General features: G+C 50.6%; 17 protein-coding genes. 11 read left to right on the plus strand and 6 right to left on the minus strand.

The annotated features are described in order from the left end of the window. Positions 1 to 186: 186 nt before the first annotated feature. The 4 genes from ACJHWK_RS11215 to torZ all read left to right on the plus strand — a co-directional run bounded on the left by ACJHWK_RS11215 (position 187) and on the right by torZ (position 5,453). Positions 187 to 753, plus strand: coding sequence for a VOC family protein (locus ACJHWK_RS11215; protein WP_001304291.1), 567 nt, complete (start codon positions 187 to 189; stop codon positions 751 to 753). A 13-nt stretch (positions 754 to 766) separates the two neighbouring features. Next, positions 767 to 1,513, plus strand: coding sequence for a copper homeostasis protein CutC (cutC, locus tag ACJHWK_RS11220; RefSeq protein WP_020233067.1), 747 nt, complete (start codon positions 767 to 769; stop codon positions 1,511 to 1,513). 385 nt (positions 1,514 to 1,898) lie between these two features. Then, positions 1,899 to 2,999 (plus strand): NapC/NirT family cytochrome c, encoded by a 1,101-nt coding sequence (locus ACJHWK_RS11225; RefSeq protein WP_020233068.1) that lies wholly within the window; start codon positions 1,899 to 1,901, stop codon positions 2,997 to 2,999. A gap of 24 nt (positions 3,000 to 3,023) precedes the next feature. Next, entirely contained in the window at positions 3,024 to 5,453 is a 2,430-nt protein-coding gene (gene torZ, locus ACJHWK_RS11230) for a trimethylamine N-oxide reductase TorZ (RefSeq protein ID WP_410234842.1), read from the plus strand. A gap of 34 nt (positions 5,454 to 5,487) precedes the next feature. Here torZ and cmoB read toward each other — a convergent pair whose 3' ends face one another. From cmoB to ACJHWK_RS11255, 5 genes are read right to left on the minus strand one after another with little or no spacing between them, the layout of a single operon-like run. Continuing rightward, complete coding sequence (gene cmoB, locus ACJHWK_RS11235; RefSeq protein ID WP_000564730.1) at positions 5,488 to 6,459, minus strand: tRNA 5-methoxyuridine(34)/uridine 5-oxyacetic acid(34) synthase CmoB; 972 nt, start codon at positions 6,457 to 6,459, stop codon at positions 5,488 to 5,490. Continuing rightward, positions 6,456 to 7,199 carry a carboxy-S-adenosyl-L-methionine synthase CmoA gene (gene cmoA, locus ACJHWK_RS11240; RefSeq protein WP_000019591.1) on the minus strand — a complete coding sequence of 248 codons (744 nt, stop codon included), beginning with the start codon at positions 7,197 to 7,199 and terminating at the stop codon, positions 6,456 to 6,458. The genes cmoB and cmoA overlap by 4 nt, the downstream gene beginning before the upstream one ends. A gap of 40 nt (positions 7,200 to 7,239) precedes the next feature. Beyond that, a complete protein-coding gene (locus ACJHWK_RS11245; RefSeq protein ID WP_000252980.1) occupies positions 7,240 to 7,635 on the minus strand; it encodes an MAPEG family protein in 396 nt (131 codons plus the stop codon). A gap of 52 nt (positions 7,636 to 7,687) precedes the next feature. Then, positions 7,688 to 8,506 (minus strand): DUF72 domain-containing protein, encoded by an 819-nt coding sequence (locus ACJHWK_RS11250; protein WP_001563891.1) that lies wholly within the window; start codon positions 8,504 to 8,506, stop codon positions 7,688 to 7,690. Beyond that, positions 8,503 to 9,069, minus strand: coding sequence for a hydrolase (locus tag ACJHWK_RS11255; protein ID WP_000891630.1), 567 nt, complete (start codon positions 9,067 to 9,069; stop codon positions 8,503 to 8,505). Before ACJHWK_RS11255 ends, ACJHWK_RS11250 begins: the two co-directional genes overlap by 4 nt. A 309-nt stretch (positions 9,070 to 9,378) precedes the next feature. Between ACJHWK_RS11255 and aspS the strand changes: the two genes are divergently transcribed. The 4 genes from aspS (at position 9,379) to ruvC (ending at position 13,046) form a co-directional block, all read left to right on the plus strand. Beyond that, entirely contained in the window at positions 9,379 to 11,151 is a 1,773-nt protein-coding gene (gene aspS, locus ACJHWK_RS11260; RefSeq protein ID WP_001258662.1) for an aspartate--tRNA ligase, read from the plus strand. A gap of 117 nt (positions 11,152 to 11,268) precedes the next feature. After that, a complete protein-coding gene (gene nudB, locus ACJHWK_RS11265) occupies positions 11,269 to 11,721 on the plus strand; it encodes a dihydroneopterin triphosphate diphosphatase (RefSeq protein ID WP_001308712.1) in 453 nt (150 codons plus the stop codon). 28 nt (positions 11,722 to 11,749) lie between these two features. Then, a complete protein-coding gene (locus ACJHWK_RS11270; protein ID WP_000907234.1) occupies positions 11,750 to 12,490 on the plus strand; it encodes a YebC/PmpR family DNA-binding transcriptional regulator in 741 nt (246 codons plus the stop codon). Positions 12,491 to 12,524: 34 nt separating this feature from the next. Then, a complete protein-coding gene (gene ruvC, locus ACJHWK_RS11275; RefSeq protein WP_001295503.1) occupies positions 12,525 to 13,046 on the plus strand; it encodes a crossover junction endodeoxyribonuclease RuvC in 522 nt (173 codons plus the stop codon). 1 nt (position 13,047) lies between these two features. Here the strand turns inward: ruvC and ACJHWK_RS11280 are convergent, their stop codons facing one another. Next, complete coding sequence (locus ACJHWK_RS11280; protein WP_001520719.1) at positions 13,048 to 13,650, minus strand: YebB family permuted papain-like enzyme; 603 nt, start codon at positions 13,648 to 13,650, stop codon at positions 13,048 to 13,050. 70 nt (positions 13,651 to 13,720) lie between these two features. Here ACJHWK_RS11280 and yobI point away from each other — a divergent pair, with 70 nt between their 5' ends. The 3 genes from yobI to ruvB all read left to right on the plus strand — a co-directional run bounded on the left by yobI (position 13,721) and on the right by ruvB (position 15,555). After that, on the plus strand, positions 13,721 to 13,786 hold the full coding sequence (gene yobI, locus ACJHWK_RS11285; protein ID WP_072146566.1) for a stress response small protein YobI: 66 nt from the start codon (positions 13,721 to 13,723) through the stop codon (positions 13,784 to 13,786). A gap of 138 nt (positions 13,787 to 13,924) precedes the next feature. Beyond that, positions 13,925 to 14,536 carry a Holliday junction branch migration protein RuvA gene (gene ruvA / locus ACJHWK_RS11290; protein WP_000580323.1) on the plus strand — a complete coding sequence of 204 codons (612 nt, stop codon included), beginning with the start codon at positions 13,925 to 13,927 and terminating at the stop codon, positions 14,534 to 14,536. 8 nt (positions 14,537 to 14,544) lie between these two features. Further along, positions 14,545 to 15,555 (plus strand): Holliday junction branch migration DNA helicase RuvB, encoded by a 1,011-nt coding sequence (gene ruvB / locus ACJHWK_RS11295; protein WP_000568522.1) that lies wholly within the window; start codon positions 14,545 to 14,547, stop codon positions 15,553 to 15,555. The last annotated feature ends 107 nt before the right edge of the window (positions 15,556 to 15,662 follow it).

Below are 15,662 nucleotides of genomic sequence, written 5' to 3' on the forward strand. Positions count from 1 at the left end.
AAAATTGCCCGCACCAGTTAAAGAAATTAGGGCGGGAGTATACTGCAAATGGCTGTTTTCGTCAGCAACGTGCGCGTGGCGTATTGCCGTTTTCACTATTGCATCAGAAGCGGCGTGAAATCAGCGGTTGGTTGGCGCAGGGCAACAGGGTAAATTAACGCTTTTACTGAAAGACGAAGAGTGATTATGGCGAACTGGCAATCTATCGACGAGCTGCAGGATATTGCATCGGATTTACCGCGATTTACCCACGCATTAGATGAACTTTCCCGCCGTCTGGGGTTGGATATCACTCCGCTGACTGCCGATCACATTTCCTTGCGTTGCCATCAAAACGTCACCGCTGAACGCTGGCGTCGCGGGTTTGAACAGTGCGGCGAGCTTTTGTCAGAAAATATGATCAATGGCAGGCCGATTTGTCTGTTTAAATTGCATGAACCGGTACAGGTTGCTCACTGGCAGTTTTCCATTGTGGAGCTACCGTGGCCTGGGGAAAAACGTTACCCGCACGAAGGTTGGGAACATATTGAAATCGTTCTGCCGGGTGATCCAGAAACGCTGAATGCCCGTGCGCTGGCATTGCTTTCTGATGAAGGACTCAGCCTGCCGGGGATCTCAGTTAAAACCAGTTCGCCAAAAGGTGAGCATGAGCGATTACCGAACCCGACGCTGGCGGTCACCGATGGCAAAACGACCATTAAATTTCATCCGTGGTCTATTGAAGAGATCGTTGCCAGCGAGCAGTCGGCGTAATTAAGGAGCAAAAATGGCATTACTGGAAATTTGCTGTTACAGCATGGAATGCGCGCTAACGGCGCAGCAAAACGGCGCAGACAGAGTTGAATTATGCGCAGCCCCAAAAGAGGGGGGCTTAACGCCGTCGTTGGGGGTACTGAAATCCGTACGCCAGCGGGTGACGATCCCTGTGCATCCTATTATTCGCCCACGCGGTGGTGATTTTTGCTACAGCGACGGTGAATTTGCCGCCATTCTTGAGGATGTGCGCACAGTCCGCGAATTAGGTTTTCCTGGACTGGTGACGGGCGTTCTCGATGTTGACGGGAATGTCGATATGCCACGAATGGAAAAAATAATGGCTGCTGCCGGTCCGCTGGCAGTGACTTTTCATCGCGCCTTCGATATGTGCGCTAACCCTTTAAATACACTCAATAATCTTGCGGAATTGGGCGTTGCTCGGGTACTGACATCAGGGCAAAAATCAGACGCACTGCAAGGTTTATCAAAAATTATGGAACTTATTGCCCATCGTGATGCTCCAATCATTATGGCCGGAGCAGGAGTCCGTGCAGAAAACCTGCACCACTTCCTCAATGCCGGAGTGCTGGAAGTCCATAGCTCCGCGGGAGCGTGGCAAGCCTCACCAATGCGTTATCGTAATCAAGGATTGTCCATGTCATCAGATGCACACGCGGATGAGTATTCGCGTTATGTCGTAGACGGGGCGGCGGTTGCTGAAATGAAAGGAATCATTGAACGCCGTCAGGCCAAATGATTTTTACCGTTGCATCATGTCGCCCAATATGATGCTTGCTCGTACCAGGCCCCTGCAATTTCAACAGGGGCCTTTTTTTATCCCCGAGAAGTATAAAAAACGAACGATTTCCGTGATCAGTTGAGCGTGTGACAGTGCGCATAGCGTTGTGCTAAAAATTTTTATATATTCACATTAATTATGTAATTTAAATTACTAAAACTGACAAATATATATTCTAAATAACAACTGGGTTATTCTTTAGCAATTAATGATTACATTGTAATAAATCATATTCTTTATCGATTATTTCAGGCAGTGTTGTGCCGAATTATGCAAGCGGTCAATTCGTTGTATATTTAATTATACAATGATTTCGGTGTTCTGGAATTAATTAGAGGAATCTATGCGAGGGAAAAAACGCATTGGGTTAATGTTTTTGCTGATAGCGGTTGTGGTTGGTGGCGGCGGGTTATTGCTGGCGCAAAAAGCCTTACATAAAACGTCGGATACCGCATTTTGCCTTTCCTGCCACTCGATGAGTAAACCTTTTGAGGAATATCAGGGAACTGTCCACTTTTCTAACCAGAAAGGGATACGTGCGGAATGTGCCGATTGCCATATTCCAAAGTCAGGGATAGATTATTTATTTGCTAAATTAAAAGCATCTAAAGATATTTATCATGAATTTGTTAGCGGCAAAATAGACAGTGACGATAAGTTCGAAGCGCATCGCCAGGAAATGGCCGAAACAGTATGGAAAGAATTAAAAGCAACTGACTCTGCAACGTGTCGTAGTTGCCATTCTTTTGATGCCATGGATATTGCCTCGCAAAGTGAATCTGCGCAGAAAATGCATAACAAAGCGCAAAAGGACGGCGAAACCTGTATCGATTGTCATAAAGGCATTGCCCATTTTCCACCAGAAATAAAAATGGATGACAACGCGGCGCATGAGCTGGAAAGTCAGGCCGCTACTTCAGTTACCAATGGCGCACATATTTATCCTTTCAAACCTTCTCGTATAGGCGAACTGGCTACCGTGAATCCTGGTACCGATCTCACCGTCGTTGATGCCAGTGGCAAACAGCCGATCGTTCTGTTGCAGGGTTATCAAATGCAGGGCAGTGAAAACACGCTCTACCTGGCGGCAGGTCAACGGCTGGCGCTAGCCACATTAAGTGAAGAAGGTATCAAGGCGCTGACGGTAGACGGGGAATGGCAGGCTGACGAGTACGGCAATCAATGGCGTCAGGCGTCTTTACAGGGTGTGCTTACCGATCCCGTATTAGCGGATCGTAAACCGTTATGGCAATACGCTGAAAAACTCGATGACACCTATTGTGCTGGCTGCCATGCGCCTATTGCCGCTGACCATTACACCGTCAATGCCTGGCCCTCTATCGCCAAAGGAATGGGGGCGCGAACCAGCATGAGCGAAAACGAACTGGACATTTTGACGCGGTACTTCCAGTACAACGCCAAAGATATTACCGAGAAACAGTGATCCTCGTTGATCAGGGAGGAAGTTATGACATTAACAAGACGTGAATTTATTAAACACAGCGGTATTGCCGCTGGAGCGCTGGTGGTGACATCGGCAGCACCGCTCCCCGCATGGGCAGAAGAGAAGGGCGGTAAAATCCTCACCGCGGGACGTTGGGGAGCGATGAACGTAGAAGTGAAGGACGGCAAGATTGTTTCTTCGACAGGCGCGCTGGCGAAAACCATACCGAACTCCTTACAGTCTACGGCGGCGGATCAGGTACACACCACGGCGCGTATTCAGCATCCGATGGTGAGAAAAAGCTATCTCGATAATCCACTGCAACCGGCAAAAGGTCGTGGCGAAGATACCTATGTACAGGTGAGCTGGGAACAAGCATTAAAACTGATTCATGAGCAACATGATCGTATTCGTAAAGCTAACGGACCATCGGCCATTTTTGCCGGATCTTACGGCTGGCGATCTTCTGGCGTGTTGCATAAAGCGCAAACCTTACTGCAACGTTATATGAACCTGGCGGGCGGTTATTCCGGGCATAGCGGCGATTATTCAACCGGGGCAGCACAGGTGATCATGCCGCATGTGGTCGGTTCTGTAGAGGTGTATGAACAGCAGACCTCCTGGCCGCTGATTCTGGAAAACAGCCAGGTTGTGGTGCTGTGGGGGATGAACCCGCTGAATACCTTGAAAATTGCCTGGAGCAGTACCGATGAGCAAGGGCTGGAATACTTCCATCAGCTGAAAAAATCTGGCAAACCCGTGATTGCCATTGATCCTATCCGCTCCGAAACCATCGAATTCTTTGGCGATAATGCCACCTGGATCGCGCCGAATATGGGCACCGACGTGGCACTGATGTTAGGGATTGCGCATACCCTGATGACACAAGGCAAACACGATAAAGTGTTCCTTGAAAAATACACCACCGGGTATCCGCAGTTTGAAGAGTATCTGACAGGTAAGAGCGATAATACCCCGAAGAGCGCGGCCTGGGCGGCGGAAATTACTGGCGTACCGGAAGCGCAGATAATCAAACTCGCTGAACTGATGGCGGCGAATCGCACAATGCTGATGGCTGGCTGGGGAATTCAGCGCCAGCAATATGGTGAACAGAAACACTGGATGCTGGTGACGCTGGCGGCGATGTTAGGGCAGATTGGTACACCGGGCGGCGGGTTTGGTTTCTCTTATCATTACTCAAACGGTGGCAACCCGACGCGTGTTGGCGGCGTGCTGCCGGAAATGTCTGCGGCGATTGCCGGACAGGCCAGTGAGGCCGCTGATGATGGCGGAATGACGGCGATTCCTGTTGCCCGTATCGTCGATGCGCTGGAAAATCCTGGCGGCAAATATCAGCATAACGGTAAAGAACAAACGTATCCGAATATCAAAATGATCTGGTGGGCGGGTGGCGGTAACTTTACCCATCACCAGGATACTAATCGTCTGATTAAAGCATGGCAGAAACCGGAGATGATCGTCGTTTCTGAATGCTACTGGACCGCAGCTGCTAAACATGCAGATATCGTATTACCGATTACCACATCGTTTGAGCGCAATGACTTAACGATGACCGGTGATTACAGCAACCAGCATATTGTGCCGATGAAGCAGGCTGTGGCTGCGCAATTTGAAGCGCGTAACGATTTTGACGTGTTTGCCGATCTTGCTGAATTACTCAAACCTAGCGGAAAAGAGATCTATACCGAAGGTAGAGATGAAATGGCGTGGCTGAAATTTTTCTATGATGCCGCTCAGAAAGGTGCGCGTGCGCAACGCGTGACTATGCCGATGTTTAATGCTTTCTGGCAGCAAAATAAACTGATCGAAATGCGCCGCAGCGAGAAGAACGAACAGTACGTTCGTTATGGTGATTTCCGCGCCGATCCGGTGAAAAATGCGCTGGGTACGCCAAGCGGCAAAATTGAGATTTACTCCAAAACGCTGGAAAAATTTGGCTATAAGGATTGCCCGGCACACCCAACCTGGCTTGCGCCTGATGAGTGGAAAGGTTCCGCCGACGAGAAGCAGTTGCAGCTTCTGACCGCACATCCGGCACACCGTTTACACAGTCAGCTTAACTATGCGGAACTGCGTAAAAAATATGCGGTTGCCGATCGTGAACCGATCACTATTCACACCGAAGATGCTGCTCGCTTTGGTATTGCGAATGGCGATCTGGTGCGTGTCTGGAACAGACGTGGTCAGATTCTGACAGGCGCGGTGGTGACTGACGGGATCAAAAAAGGCGTGGTATGCGTGCATGAAGGTGCATGGCCAGATCTGGAAAATGGCTTGTGTAAAAACGGCAGTGCGAACGTGTTAACGGCGGATATCCCCAGCTCTCAGCTGGCAAATGCCTGTGCCGGTAACTCTGCGCTGGTGTATATCGAAAAATATACGGGCAATGCACCGAAGTTAACGGCGTTTGATCAGCCAGCTGTTCAGGCATAAGACGTGAAAAGCGCCCGGAAACGGGCGCTAATCTTTACGGCTTGCGCGCAATCAGCACCGCGCGTTTAGGTGCCGGATAACCTTCAACTGTCTTACTCGGATCATGTGGGTCGAGGAAATCGGACAGAGACTCGGTAACCATCCATTCAGTGCGTCGCTGCTCTTCTGTAGTGGTAACGCTCACATCCGCAATGCGAATATCAACAAAACCACACTTCTTCAGCCAGTTTTTCAGCGCCAGCGCGGAAGGGATGAAATAGACATTACGCATTTGCGCGTAACGATCGCCCGGCACCAGCACCGTGTTCTCATCACCATCAATAACCAGCGTTTCAAGCACCAGTTCACCTTCATTGACCAGTTGATCTTTCAACTGCCAGAGATGCTCCAGCGGTGAACGACGATGATAAAGCACGCCCATCGAAAAGACGGTATCAAAGGCTTTCAGTGCCGGAAGCTGTTCAATGCCTAACGGTAACAAATGTGCGCGCTGATCGTTACCCAGTAGTTTACGCACCGCTTCAAACTGGCACAGAAACAGTTGCGTAGGGTCGATTCCCACCGCGAGGTGCGCGCCTGCGCCAATCATGCGCCACATGTGATAACCGCTGCCACAGCCGACATCAAGAATGGTGCGCCCGGTTAAATCAGAAAGATGGGGCAGAACGCGATCCCATTTCCAGTCGGAACGCCATTCGGTATCGATGTTGACGCCATACAGTGAGAACGGCCCTTTGCGCCACGGCATCAGGTTGCGCATCAGCGTTTCAATACGTTTAATTTGCCCGGCGCTCAGTGGCTCTTCGCTTTCTGCCGTCACGCTATGCAATAAATCCAGACGATACGGTTTAATTTCAGGCAGAAATTCCACCGCGTTGGACCACTGCTTAAACAGCCCGTGCTGCTGCTCGCGCTGCCAGTTAGCAATCTGCGCGGGCAGCGTTTCCAGCCAGTGTGAAAGATGATTTTTGGCAATCAGAGAATAAAAGTTACCAAAGTCGATCATGCAGCGTCCTCTGCTTTTAATGCCACCAGGGAACCAAAGTTAAAGCACTGGAACCACAGCTCGCTATGCTCAAAACCAGCTTGATGCAGGCGTGCTTTATGGGTTTCCACAGAATCGGTTAGCATCACGTTTTCCAGCATGCTGCGCTTCTGGCTGATCTCCAGTTCGCTGTAACCGTTGGCACGTTTAAAGTCGTGGTGCATGTTGAACAGCAATTCACCAACTTTGGCATCTTCGAAACTGAATTTTTCCGAAAGCACCAGCGCACCGCCCGGGTTCAGCCCTTGATAAATTTTATCCAGTAACGCCTGACGCTCGGAAGGTTCCAGGAATTGCAGGGTAAAATTCAGCACCACCATCGATGCGTTTTCAATGGCGATATCGCGAATATCACCTTCAATAACGTCTACTGGCGTAGGGGCTTTATAGGCGTCAATATGACGACGGCAGCGTTCAATCATCGCCGGAGAGTTGTCGATGGCAATAATTTTGCAATTATCATGATGAATGTTGCGACGCACCGAGAGCGTCGCCGCGCCCAGAGAACAACCCAGATCGTAAACCTGCGTACCAGGTTGAACGAAGCGCTCGGCTAACATACCAATCATGGAAATAATATTGGAATAGCCGGGAACGGAACGCTGGATCATATCCGGGAAGACTTCAGCTACCCGTTCATCAAAGGTCCAGTCGCCCAGTCTGGCGATAGGGGCAGAAAATAGCGTGTCGCGGTGAGACATAACGTAAAAATCCGGGAAAAAGAAAGTGGCGTATTGTGCGCTAACGCAGGGAGAAAACCAACTCCCAGGGCATATACCAAAGATTCGCCAGCACCATCAGCAACAGCGCACACCAGGTGGCGCTCATGCCGGAACGTCGCCAGCGGAACAGACGGTGATGAAAACCGTAATAATGCATCAGACGACCAGCAAGCAAAACGATGCCGCAAATATGCACCATCCAGGTTTCTGCGCCATTCATTTCCATAAACAGCATTAACACAATCGCGATGGGAATATATTCCACCGCGTTACCATGAATGCGAATAGCGCTTTGCAGTTCGCTAAAACCGCCGTCGCCATAGGCAACGCGGTACTGCATTCGCAGGCGAACGACATCAAAAGAGAACTTCATTAATAACAACGCACTTAAAACGGCATACAGCGCGCTTACCATACAAACTCCCTTTAAAATGGCCGATGGCACCTGTCTATGATAGGTGGCAAATTCAGAAAAGAGAAGATTGCTGTGGAATAGCCGGAACTGCTCCGATCTCTGGAAGCGTTTTACGTAAGTCTTCCCACAGGGTATGTACCAGTTCCGGGGCCTGGGCAATATCTGGCGTATGTAAAAAAAGATAAGGCGTAGTGGTCTGATGCCACTGCGCTAATTTTTGTAACCAGACCTGAAATAATTCCCGGTTTTGCGTCATATCATCACTACCGATAAAACGGATCAGCGGATTTGTCGCCGTCAGTACAGCATGTACCGGAACTTTAGGTTTTTTTCGTTGAGCGTCGCGAATAGCTTCACTGTGTGGACGTGCTGCATGAACCGGGCGGCTGTCTAAAATCACCCGATTAACGCCGCGCTGATGTAAACCGCGATTAAGCGTTTGTTCCTCTTCCCCTTTGGCGAAAAACTGTGGATGGCGGACTTCCACACCATAATTAAATTCGCCGGGAAGGGAATCGAGAAAATGCCAAAGCGCAGGCAGATCCCGTGGGCCAAATGTGGCAGGCAGTTGCAGCCAGTATTGCCCAATGCGCGGCGCTAACGGTGACATGCGGGTCAAAAATTCAGTCACTAAATCATCGCAATGCCGTAATGCTGCCTGATGCGAAATGGTCGCCGGAAACTTAAAACAGAAGCGAAAATTATCTGTGGTCTGCTCACGCCAGCGCAGGACAACCTCGGATTTCGGCAGGGCGTAAAGCGTGGTGTTGCCCTCCACACAGTTAAAGTGGCGGGCATACTCTTCAAGGCTGGTGATCCCCAACCGCACCCATTTAGGATGCGACCATTGCGGCAGACCGATGTAAATCATAATGCGTTGAGGATCTCTTCCACACTGCGCACACGGGCGATGCGTGGGTAGATATGGTTGATGCTGTTATTGTGCTGCTCGGCGCTGGCGGCGCTGCAGGCGTCTTCGGCAATCACCAGATTAAAACCGAGTTCCCAGGCATTGCGGGCGGTGGATTCAACACCGATATTGGTCGAGATCCCACATAATACTATTGTATCGATACCCCGGCGGCGTAATTGCAACTCCAGATCCGTACCGTAAAACGCACCCCATTGACGTTTGATGATTTCGATATCGCTGTCGGTTGCACCTAATGCAGCAGGATGTTGCCACCAGTTTTCGGGTAACACTTTAGCGGGGGAGGGGACATCAACCGGCTGTTTTAATGCTTCGGCATAATCGGCAGACCAGCCAACGCGCACCAGAAACACGGGCTGACCGCTCGCGCGAAATTTCGCCGCCAGCTTCCCGGCGCGATTAACCACCTCATCGGCAGTATGTGGACCTCCGGCAAAAGGTAAGATGCCTTCTTGTAAATCAATCACCACCAGCGCAGTGGTTTTAGCATTAAGTTCAAGCATGATGACTCCTGACAAAACAAAATCGTGCCTCTCACCTTAATGCGATTAGCCGATGGCGGAACGACAAATTTTGTTAATTTTTATGAGTTCGGGCAACACCTTTATAGCAAACTGGCGTAGAGTCTGATTTCAGGCCCGATATAAAGTGGTAACGAGGTGTTCCAGCGCGGGCCAGGCTCTTACGGTGCGGCAGAATTTCCAGTATAATAGCCGCCTTTTTTCATTCAGTTGTGACATACAGCTAACGCTGCGACTTGGTCACCTGCGCAGCAGGGGGCATCCGCCGGCAGCTAAGTTAAGGGATATCTCATGCGTACAGAATATTGTGGACAGCTCCGTTTGTCCCACGTGGGGCAGCAGGTGACTCTGTGTGGTTGGGTCAACCGTCGTCGTGATCTTGGTAGCCTGATCTTCATCGATATGCGCGACCGCGAAGGTATCGTGCAGGTATTTTTCGATCCGGATCGTGCGGACGCGTTAAAGCTGGCCTCTGAACTGCGTAATGAGTTCTGCATTCAGGTCACGGGCACCGTACGTGCGCGTGACGAAAAAAATATTAACCGCGATATGGCGACTGGCGAAATCGAAGTACTGGCGTCCTCGCTGACTATCATCAACCGCGCAGATGTTCTGCCGCTTGACTCTAACCACGTCAACACCGAAGAAGCGCGTCTGAAATACCGCTACCTCGACCTGCGTCGCCCGGAAATGGCTCAGCGCCTGAAAACCCGCGCTAAAATCACCAGCCTGGTGCGCCGTTTTATGGATGACCACGGTTTCCTCGACATCGAAACCCCGATGCTGACCAAAGCCACGCCGGAAGGCGCGCGTGACTACCTGGTGCCTTCTCGTGTGCACAAAGGTAAATTCTACGCGCTGCCGCAATCCCCGCAGTTGTTCAAACAGCTGCTGATGATGTCCGGCTTTGACCGTTACTATCAGATCGTTAAATGCTTCCGTGACGAAGATCTTCGTGCTGATCGTCAGCCTGAATTTACTCAGATCGATGTGGAAACTTCTTTCATGACCGCGCCGCAAGTGCGTGAAGTGATGGAAGCGCTGGTGCGTCATCTGTGGCTGGAAGTGAAGGGCGTGGATCTGGGCGATTTCCCGGTAATGACCTTTGCAGAAGCAGAACGCCGTTATGGTTCTGATAAACCGGATCTGCGTAACCCGATGGAACTGACCGACGTTGCCGATCTGCTGAAATCTGTTGAGTTTGCAGTATTTGCAGGTCCGGCGAACGATCCGAAAGGCCGTGTTGCCGCTCTGCGTGTTCCGGGTGGCGCATCGCTGACCCGTAAACAGATCGACGAATACGGTAACTTCGTTAAAATCTACGGCGCGAAAGGTTTGGCGTACATCAAAGTTAACGAACGCGCGAAAGGTCTGGAAGGTATCAACAGCCCGGTAGCGAAGTTCCTTAATGCAGAAATCATCGAAGCCATCCTGGATCGTACTGCCGCGCAAGATGGCGATATGATTTTCTTCGGTGCCGACAATAAGAAAATTGTTGCCGACGCGATGGGCGCACTGCGCCTGAAAGTGGGTAAAGACCTTGGTCTGACCGACGAAAGCAAATGGGCACCGCTGTGGGTTATCGATTTCCCGATGTTTGAAGACGACGGTGAAGGCGGCCTGACGGCAATGCACCATCCGTTCACCTCACCGAAAGACATGACGGCGGCAGAACTGAAAGCTGCACCAGAAAATGCGGTGGCGAACGCTTACGATATGGTCATCAATGGTTACGAAGTGGGCGGTGGTTCTGTGCGTATCCATAATGGTGATATGCAGCAGACGGTGTTTGGTATTCTGGGTATCAACGAAGAGGAACAGCGCGAGAAATTCGGCTTCCTGCTCGACGCCCTGAAATACGGTACTCCGCCGCACGCAGGTCTGGCATTCGGTCTTGACCGTCTGACGATGCTGCTGACCGGCACCGACAATATCCGTGACGTTATCGCCTTCCCGAAAACCACGGCGGCGGCGTGTCTGATGACTGAAGCACCGAGCTTTGCTAACCCGACTGCACTGGCCGAGCTGAGCATTCAGGTTGTGAAGAAGGCAGAGAATAACTGATATGACTCAAATACACGAAATCATTCGCGTTGCATCGAGGCGGCAACTGAGTGAACTCCCATGAGCATAGATAACTATGTGAATGGGATGAGCGAAGGCAGTCAACGAAGAGGCAGCGTGAAGGATAAAGTGTATAAGCGTCCCGTTTCGATCTTAGTGGTCATCTATGCGCAAGATACGAAACGGGTGCTGATGTTGCAGCGGCGTGACGATCCCGATTTCTGGCAGTCGGTAACCGGCAGCGTGGAAGAGGGTGAAACCGCGCCGCAAGCTGCCATGCGCGAAGTAAAGGAAGAGGTCACCATCGATGTTGTCGCTGAACAACTGACCTTAATTGACTGTCAGCGCACGGTAGAATTTGAAATTTTTTCACATTTACGTCATCGCTATGCGCCGGGCGTGACGCGTAATACGGAATCATGGTTCTGTCTTGCGCTCCCGCACGAACGCCAGGTCGTCTTCACTGAACATCTGGCCTACAAGTGGCTTGATGCGCCTGCTGCGGCGGCGCTCACTAAGTCCTGGAGCAACCGGCAGGCGATTGAACAGTTTGTAATTAACGCTGCCTGAACAGGCAAGGCTATCTGGAGATATTTTTATGGCAGGTCATAGTAAATGGGCCAACACCAGACATCGTAAAGCTGCGCAGGATGCTAAGCGCGGTAAAATCTTCACTAAAATCATTCGTGAGCTGGTAACTGCAGCTAAGCTCGGCGGTGGCGATCCGGACGCTAACCCGCGTCTGCGTGCAGCAATTGATAAAGCACTGTCTAACAACATGACTCGTGACACTCTGAACCGCGCAATTGCACGAGGTGTGGGCGGTGATGATGATGCAAACATGGAAACCATCATCTACGAAGGTTACGGTCCTGGCGGCACGGCAATCATGATTGAATGTCTGTCTGACAACCGCAACCGTACCGTTGCTGAAGTGCGCCATGCATTCAGTAAATGTGGCGGTAACCTCGGTACTGATGGTTCCGTAGCTTATCTGTTCAGCAAAAAAGGCGTGATCTCCTTCGAGAAAGGCGATGAAGACACCATCATGGAAGCAGCGCTGGAAGCAGGTGCTGAAGACGTTGTGACCTATGATGACGGCGCGATTGATGTCTACACTGCATGGGAAGAAATGGGCAAAGTACGCGACGCTCTGGAAGCGGCAGGTCTGAAAGCAGACAGCGCGGAAGTTTCCATGATCCCGTCCACCAAAGCTGATATGGATGCAGAAACCGCACCGAAACTGATGCGTCTGATCGATATGCTGGAAGATTGCGACGACGTGCAGGAAGTCTACCATAACGGTGAAATCTCTGATGAGGTTGCAGCGACTCTCTGATGGGGCCTGCTAAACAGCAAAACGGAGACGCGTGATGGCTATTATTCTCGGCATTGACCCGGGTTCGCGCGTGACCGGCTATGGCGTCATCCGCCAGGTAGGCAGGCAACTCTCCTACCTGGGTAGCGGATGCATACGCACCAAAGTGGATGATTTACCGTCTCGTCTGAAGCTCATCTATGCGGGCGTGACGGAAATCATTACCCAGTTCCAGCCTGATTATTTCGCCATTGAACAAGTCTTTATGGCGAAGAACGCTGACTCAGCCCTGAAACTGGGTCAGGCGCGCGGCGTGGCGATTGTGGCGGCGGTGAATCAGGAATTGCCGGTATTTGAATATGCGGCACGTCAGGTAAAGCAAACGGTGGTAGGTATTGGTAGTGCTGAAAAAAGCCAGGTGCAGCATATGGTCCGCACCTTGCTGAAACTGCCCGCTAATCCACAGGCGGATGCTGCCGATGCATTAGCTATCGCGATTACCCATTGTCACGTCAGTCAGAATGCGATGCAGATGAGCGAATCGCGGCTGAACCTGGCGAGAGGGCGACTGCGTTAAGTTATACCGCCTCGGTCAGTTCCGGCTGAGGCGTTTCCACTCCCTCCGCATGAATCAACACCAAACCCGGATGATGCCACAAACTGGCTGGCGTGACGGTTTTACGCTCCCACGGAATAGAACCCAGGAACCAGAATTTCCAGAAAGTGAGTTTTGCATTCGGATTGCTATTTAACAGTTCTCCAAACGTCTCTATTTCACCCACCGGAATACATAGCGCCTCTTTATAAATATCAAAAACAAATTTTGAACAGAACTGGCGCGAAGATTCGTATTTAAAACCGGTGTGGTAAAGTTTGCGTAGCCGGGAGGGAACCTGTTCAACAATTCGTTGTTTTTGTTGTTCTGTAAGCCCGGCGTCTAATCGCTTTATAGCATAGCGTTGATTAGAAGAACGTTTAATAAAACGAGATAGCGTGGTGATAGTTGAAAGGGGAACCCGGCTTTCTGCAACCAGGAAGTCTTCACCGTTATGACCGGTAATGATCCCGACGTGATTACTCCAGCAATTTGATGCAGCTGATATTTGGCCAAATAAGGCAGTACCTATACATGTAAAGACGATATCACCAATTTCATATTCAGCAGGGTAATTAATATTCATGTTGTCATTCCATTGAAATAGATATGAATATACGTAATAGCATAAAAAATTTATTTTTTCAGGAGGCGCAATGTGTATTTTTATTACGCATTTCTTCACTGAATATGTAATATTTAAATATTTGCTTCCAATATAACCTGTAGAAAAAATTATACTGCGTCATTTTTCAGAACATCGGGACGCCTCGCAAGTTTTCTTCATCCTTCGCTGGATATCTATCCAGCATTTTTTTATCATACAGCATTATCTTTGATTCATTACGCAGGAGCGTCATGTGATAGGCAGACTCAGAGGCATCATCATTGAAAAACAACCCCCGCTGGTGTTAATTGAAGTGGGCGGCGTAGGCTATGAAGTGCATATGCCGATGACCTGTTTTTATGAACTCCCTGAAGCGGGTCAGGAAGCGATCGTTTTCACCCACTTTGTGGTGCGTGAAGACGCGCAACTGCTGTACGGTTTTAACAATAAACAAGAGCGCACGTTGTTCAAAGAGTTGATCAAAACCAACGGCGTCGGCCCGAAGTTGGCGCTGGCGATCCTCTCTGGAATGTCAGCGCAGCAGTTCGTTAATGCCGTTGAGCGTGAAGAAGTGGGGGCACTGGTGAAACTGCCGGGTATTGGTAAAAAAACCGCCGAACGCTTGATTGTTGAAATGAAAGACCGATTTAAAGGTTTGCATGGCGATCTCTTTACGCCAGCCGCCGACCTGGTACTCACGTCTCCTGCCAGCCCGGCGACCGACGATGCTGAACAAGAAGCGGTTGCCGCGCTGGTGGCGCTGGGCTATAAACCACAAGAAGCAAGCCGCATGGTGAGCAAAATCGCTCGCCCTGACGCCAGCAGTGAAACATTAATTCGCGAAGCCCTACGCGCCGCGTTATGAGGTAAAGGATGATTGAAGCAGACCGTCTGATTTCTGCCGGTACCACTTTGCCGGAAGATGTGGCAGATCGCGCCATTCGCCCTAAATTACTGGAAGAGTATGTTGGTCAGCCGCAGGTTCGTTCACAGATGGAGATTTTCATCAAAGCAGCGAAACTGCGCGGCGATGCCCTCGATCATCTGTTGATTTTTGGTCCTCCGGGGTTGGGTAAAACTACGCTTGCTAACATTGTCGCCAATGAAATGGGCGTTAATTTACGCACGACTTCTGGTCCGGTGCTGGAAAAGGCGGGGGATCTGGCAGCGATGCTCACTAACCTTGAACCGCATGACGTGTTGTTTATTGATGAGATCCACCGTCTATCGCCAGTTGTTGAAGAAGTGCTGTACCCGGCAATGGAAGACTACCAACTGGATATCATGATTGGTGAAGGTCCGGCGGCACGCTCCATTAAAATTGATTTGCCGCCGTTTACACTGATTGGCGCAACCACGCGCGCAGGTTCGCTGACATCACCGTTACGCGATCGTTTTGGTATTGTGCAACGTCTGGAGTTTTATCAGGTGCCGGATCTGCAATATATCGTCAGTCGCAGCGCACGCTTTATGGGGCTTGAGATGAGTGATGACGGCGCGCTGGAAGTTGCTCGTCGCGCTCGCGGTACGCCGCGCATTGCTAACCGTCTGCTGCGTCGAGTGCGTGATTTCGCCGAAGTGAAGCACGATGGCACCATCTCGGCTGATATCGCTGCTCAGGCGCTGGATATGCTGAATGTCGATGCCGAAGGTTTCGATTATATGGACCGCAAATTGTTGCTGGCGGTAATCGATAAGTTCTTTGGTGGGCCGGTAGGTCTGGATAACCTGGCGGCTGCCATTGGCGAAGAACGTGAAACCATTGAGGATGTGCTGGAACCTTATTTGATTCAGCAAGGCTTTTTGCAGCGTACACCGCGCGGGCGTATGGCGACAGTGCGGGCGTGGAACCACTTCGGCATCACGCCGCCAGAAATGCCGTAAGTCGGATCGGTCGCTCGCGGCGCATCCGACACTGGCAGTGTTGCCTGATGCGCCGCTATTCGCGTCTTATCAGGCATATACCAGAGATAGCGAACCATAGGTCGGAT

The sequence above is a fragment of the Escherichia sp. WS547 genome (assembly GCF_046486065.1).
In the GTDB taxonomy this organism is placed as follows: Bacteria; Pseudomonadota; Gammaproteobacteria; order Enterobacterales; family Enterobacteriaceae; genus Escherichia; species Escherichia coli.

Bases quoted from the DNA above. Each gene is read 5' to 3' on its own strand.
- ACJHWK_RS11215 (WP_001304291.1), top strand. From the start codon at position 187: ATGGCGAACTGGCAATCTATCGACGAGCTGCAGGATATTGCATCGGAT.
- cutC (WP_020233067.1), top strand. From the start codon at position 767: ATGGCATTACTGGAAATTTGCTGTTACAGCATGGAATGCGCGCTAACG.
- ACJHWK_RS11225 (WP_020233068.1), top strand. From the start codon at position 1,899: ATGCGAGGGAAAAAACGCATTGGGTTAATGTTTTTGCTGATAGCGGTT.
- torZ (WP_410234842.1), top strand. From the start codon at position 3,024: ATGACATTAACAAGACGTGAATTTATTAAACACAGCGGTATTGCCGCT.
- cmoB (WP_000564730.1), bottom strand. From the start codon at position 6,459: ATGATCGACTTTGGTAACTTTTATTCTCTGATTGCCAAAAATCATCTT.
- cmoA (WP_000019591.1), bottom strand. From the start codon at position 7,199: ATGTCTCACCGCGACACGCTATTTTCTGCCCCTATCGCCAGACTGGGC.
- ACJHWK_RS11245 (WP_000252980.1), bottom strand. From the start codon at position 7,635: ATGGTAAGCGCGCTGTATGCCGTTTTAAGTGCGTTGTTATTAATGAAG.
- ACJHWK_RS11250 (WP_001563891.1), bottom strand. From the start codon at position 8,506: ATGATTTACATCGGTCTGCCGCAATGGTCGCATCCTAAATGGGTGCGG.
- ACJHWK_RS11255 (WP_000891630.1), bottom strand. From the start codon at position 9,069: ATGCTTGAACTTAATGCTAAAACCACTGCGCTGGTGGTGATTGATTTA.
- aspS (WP_001258662.1), top strand. From the start codon at position 9,379: ATGCGTACAGAATATTGTGGACAGCTCCGTTTGTCCCACGTGGGGCAG.
- ACJHWK_RS11270 (WP_000907234.1), top strand. From the start codon at position 11,750: ATGGCAGGTCATAGTAAATGGGCCAACACCAGACATCGTAAAGCTGCG.
- ruvC (WP_001295503.1), top strand. From the start codon at position 12,525: ATGGCTATTATTCTCGGCATTGACCCGGGTTCGCGCGTGACCGGCTAT.
- ACJHWK_RS11280 (WP_001520719.1), bottom strand. From the start codon at position 13,650: ATGAATATTAATTACCCTGCTGAATATGAAATTGGTGATATCGTCTTT.
- ruvB (WP_000568522.1), top strand. From the start codon at position 14,545: ATGATTGAAGCAGACCGTCTGATTTCTGCCGGTACCACTTTGCCGGAA.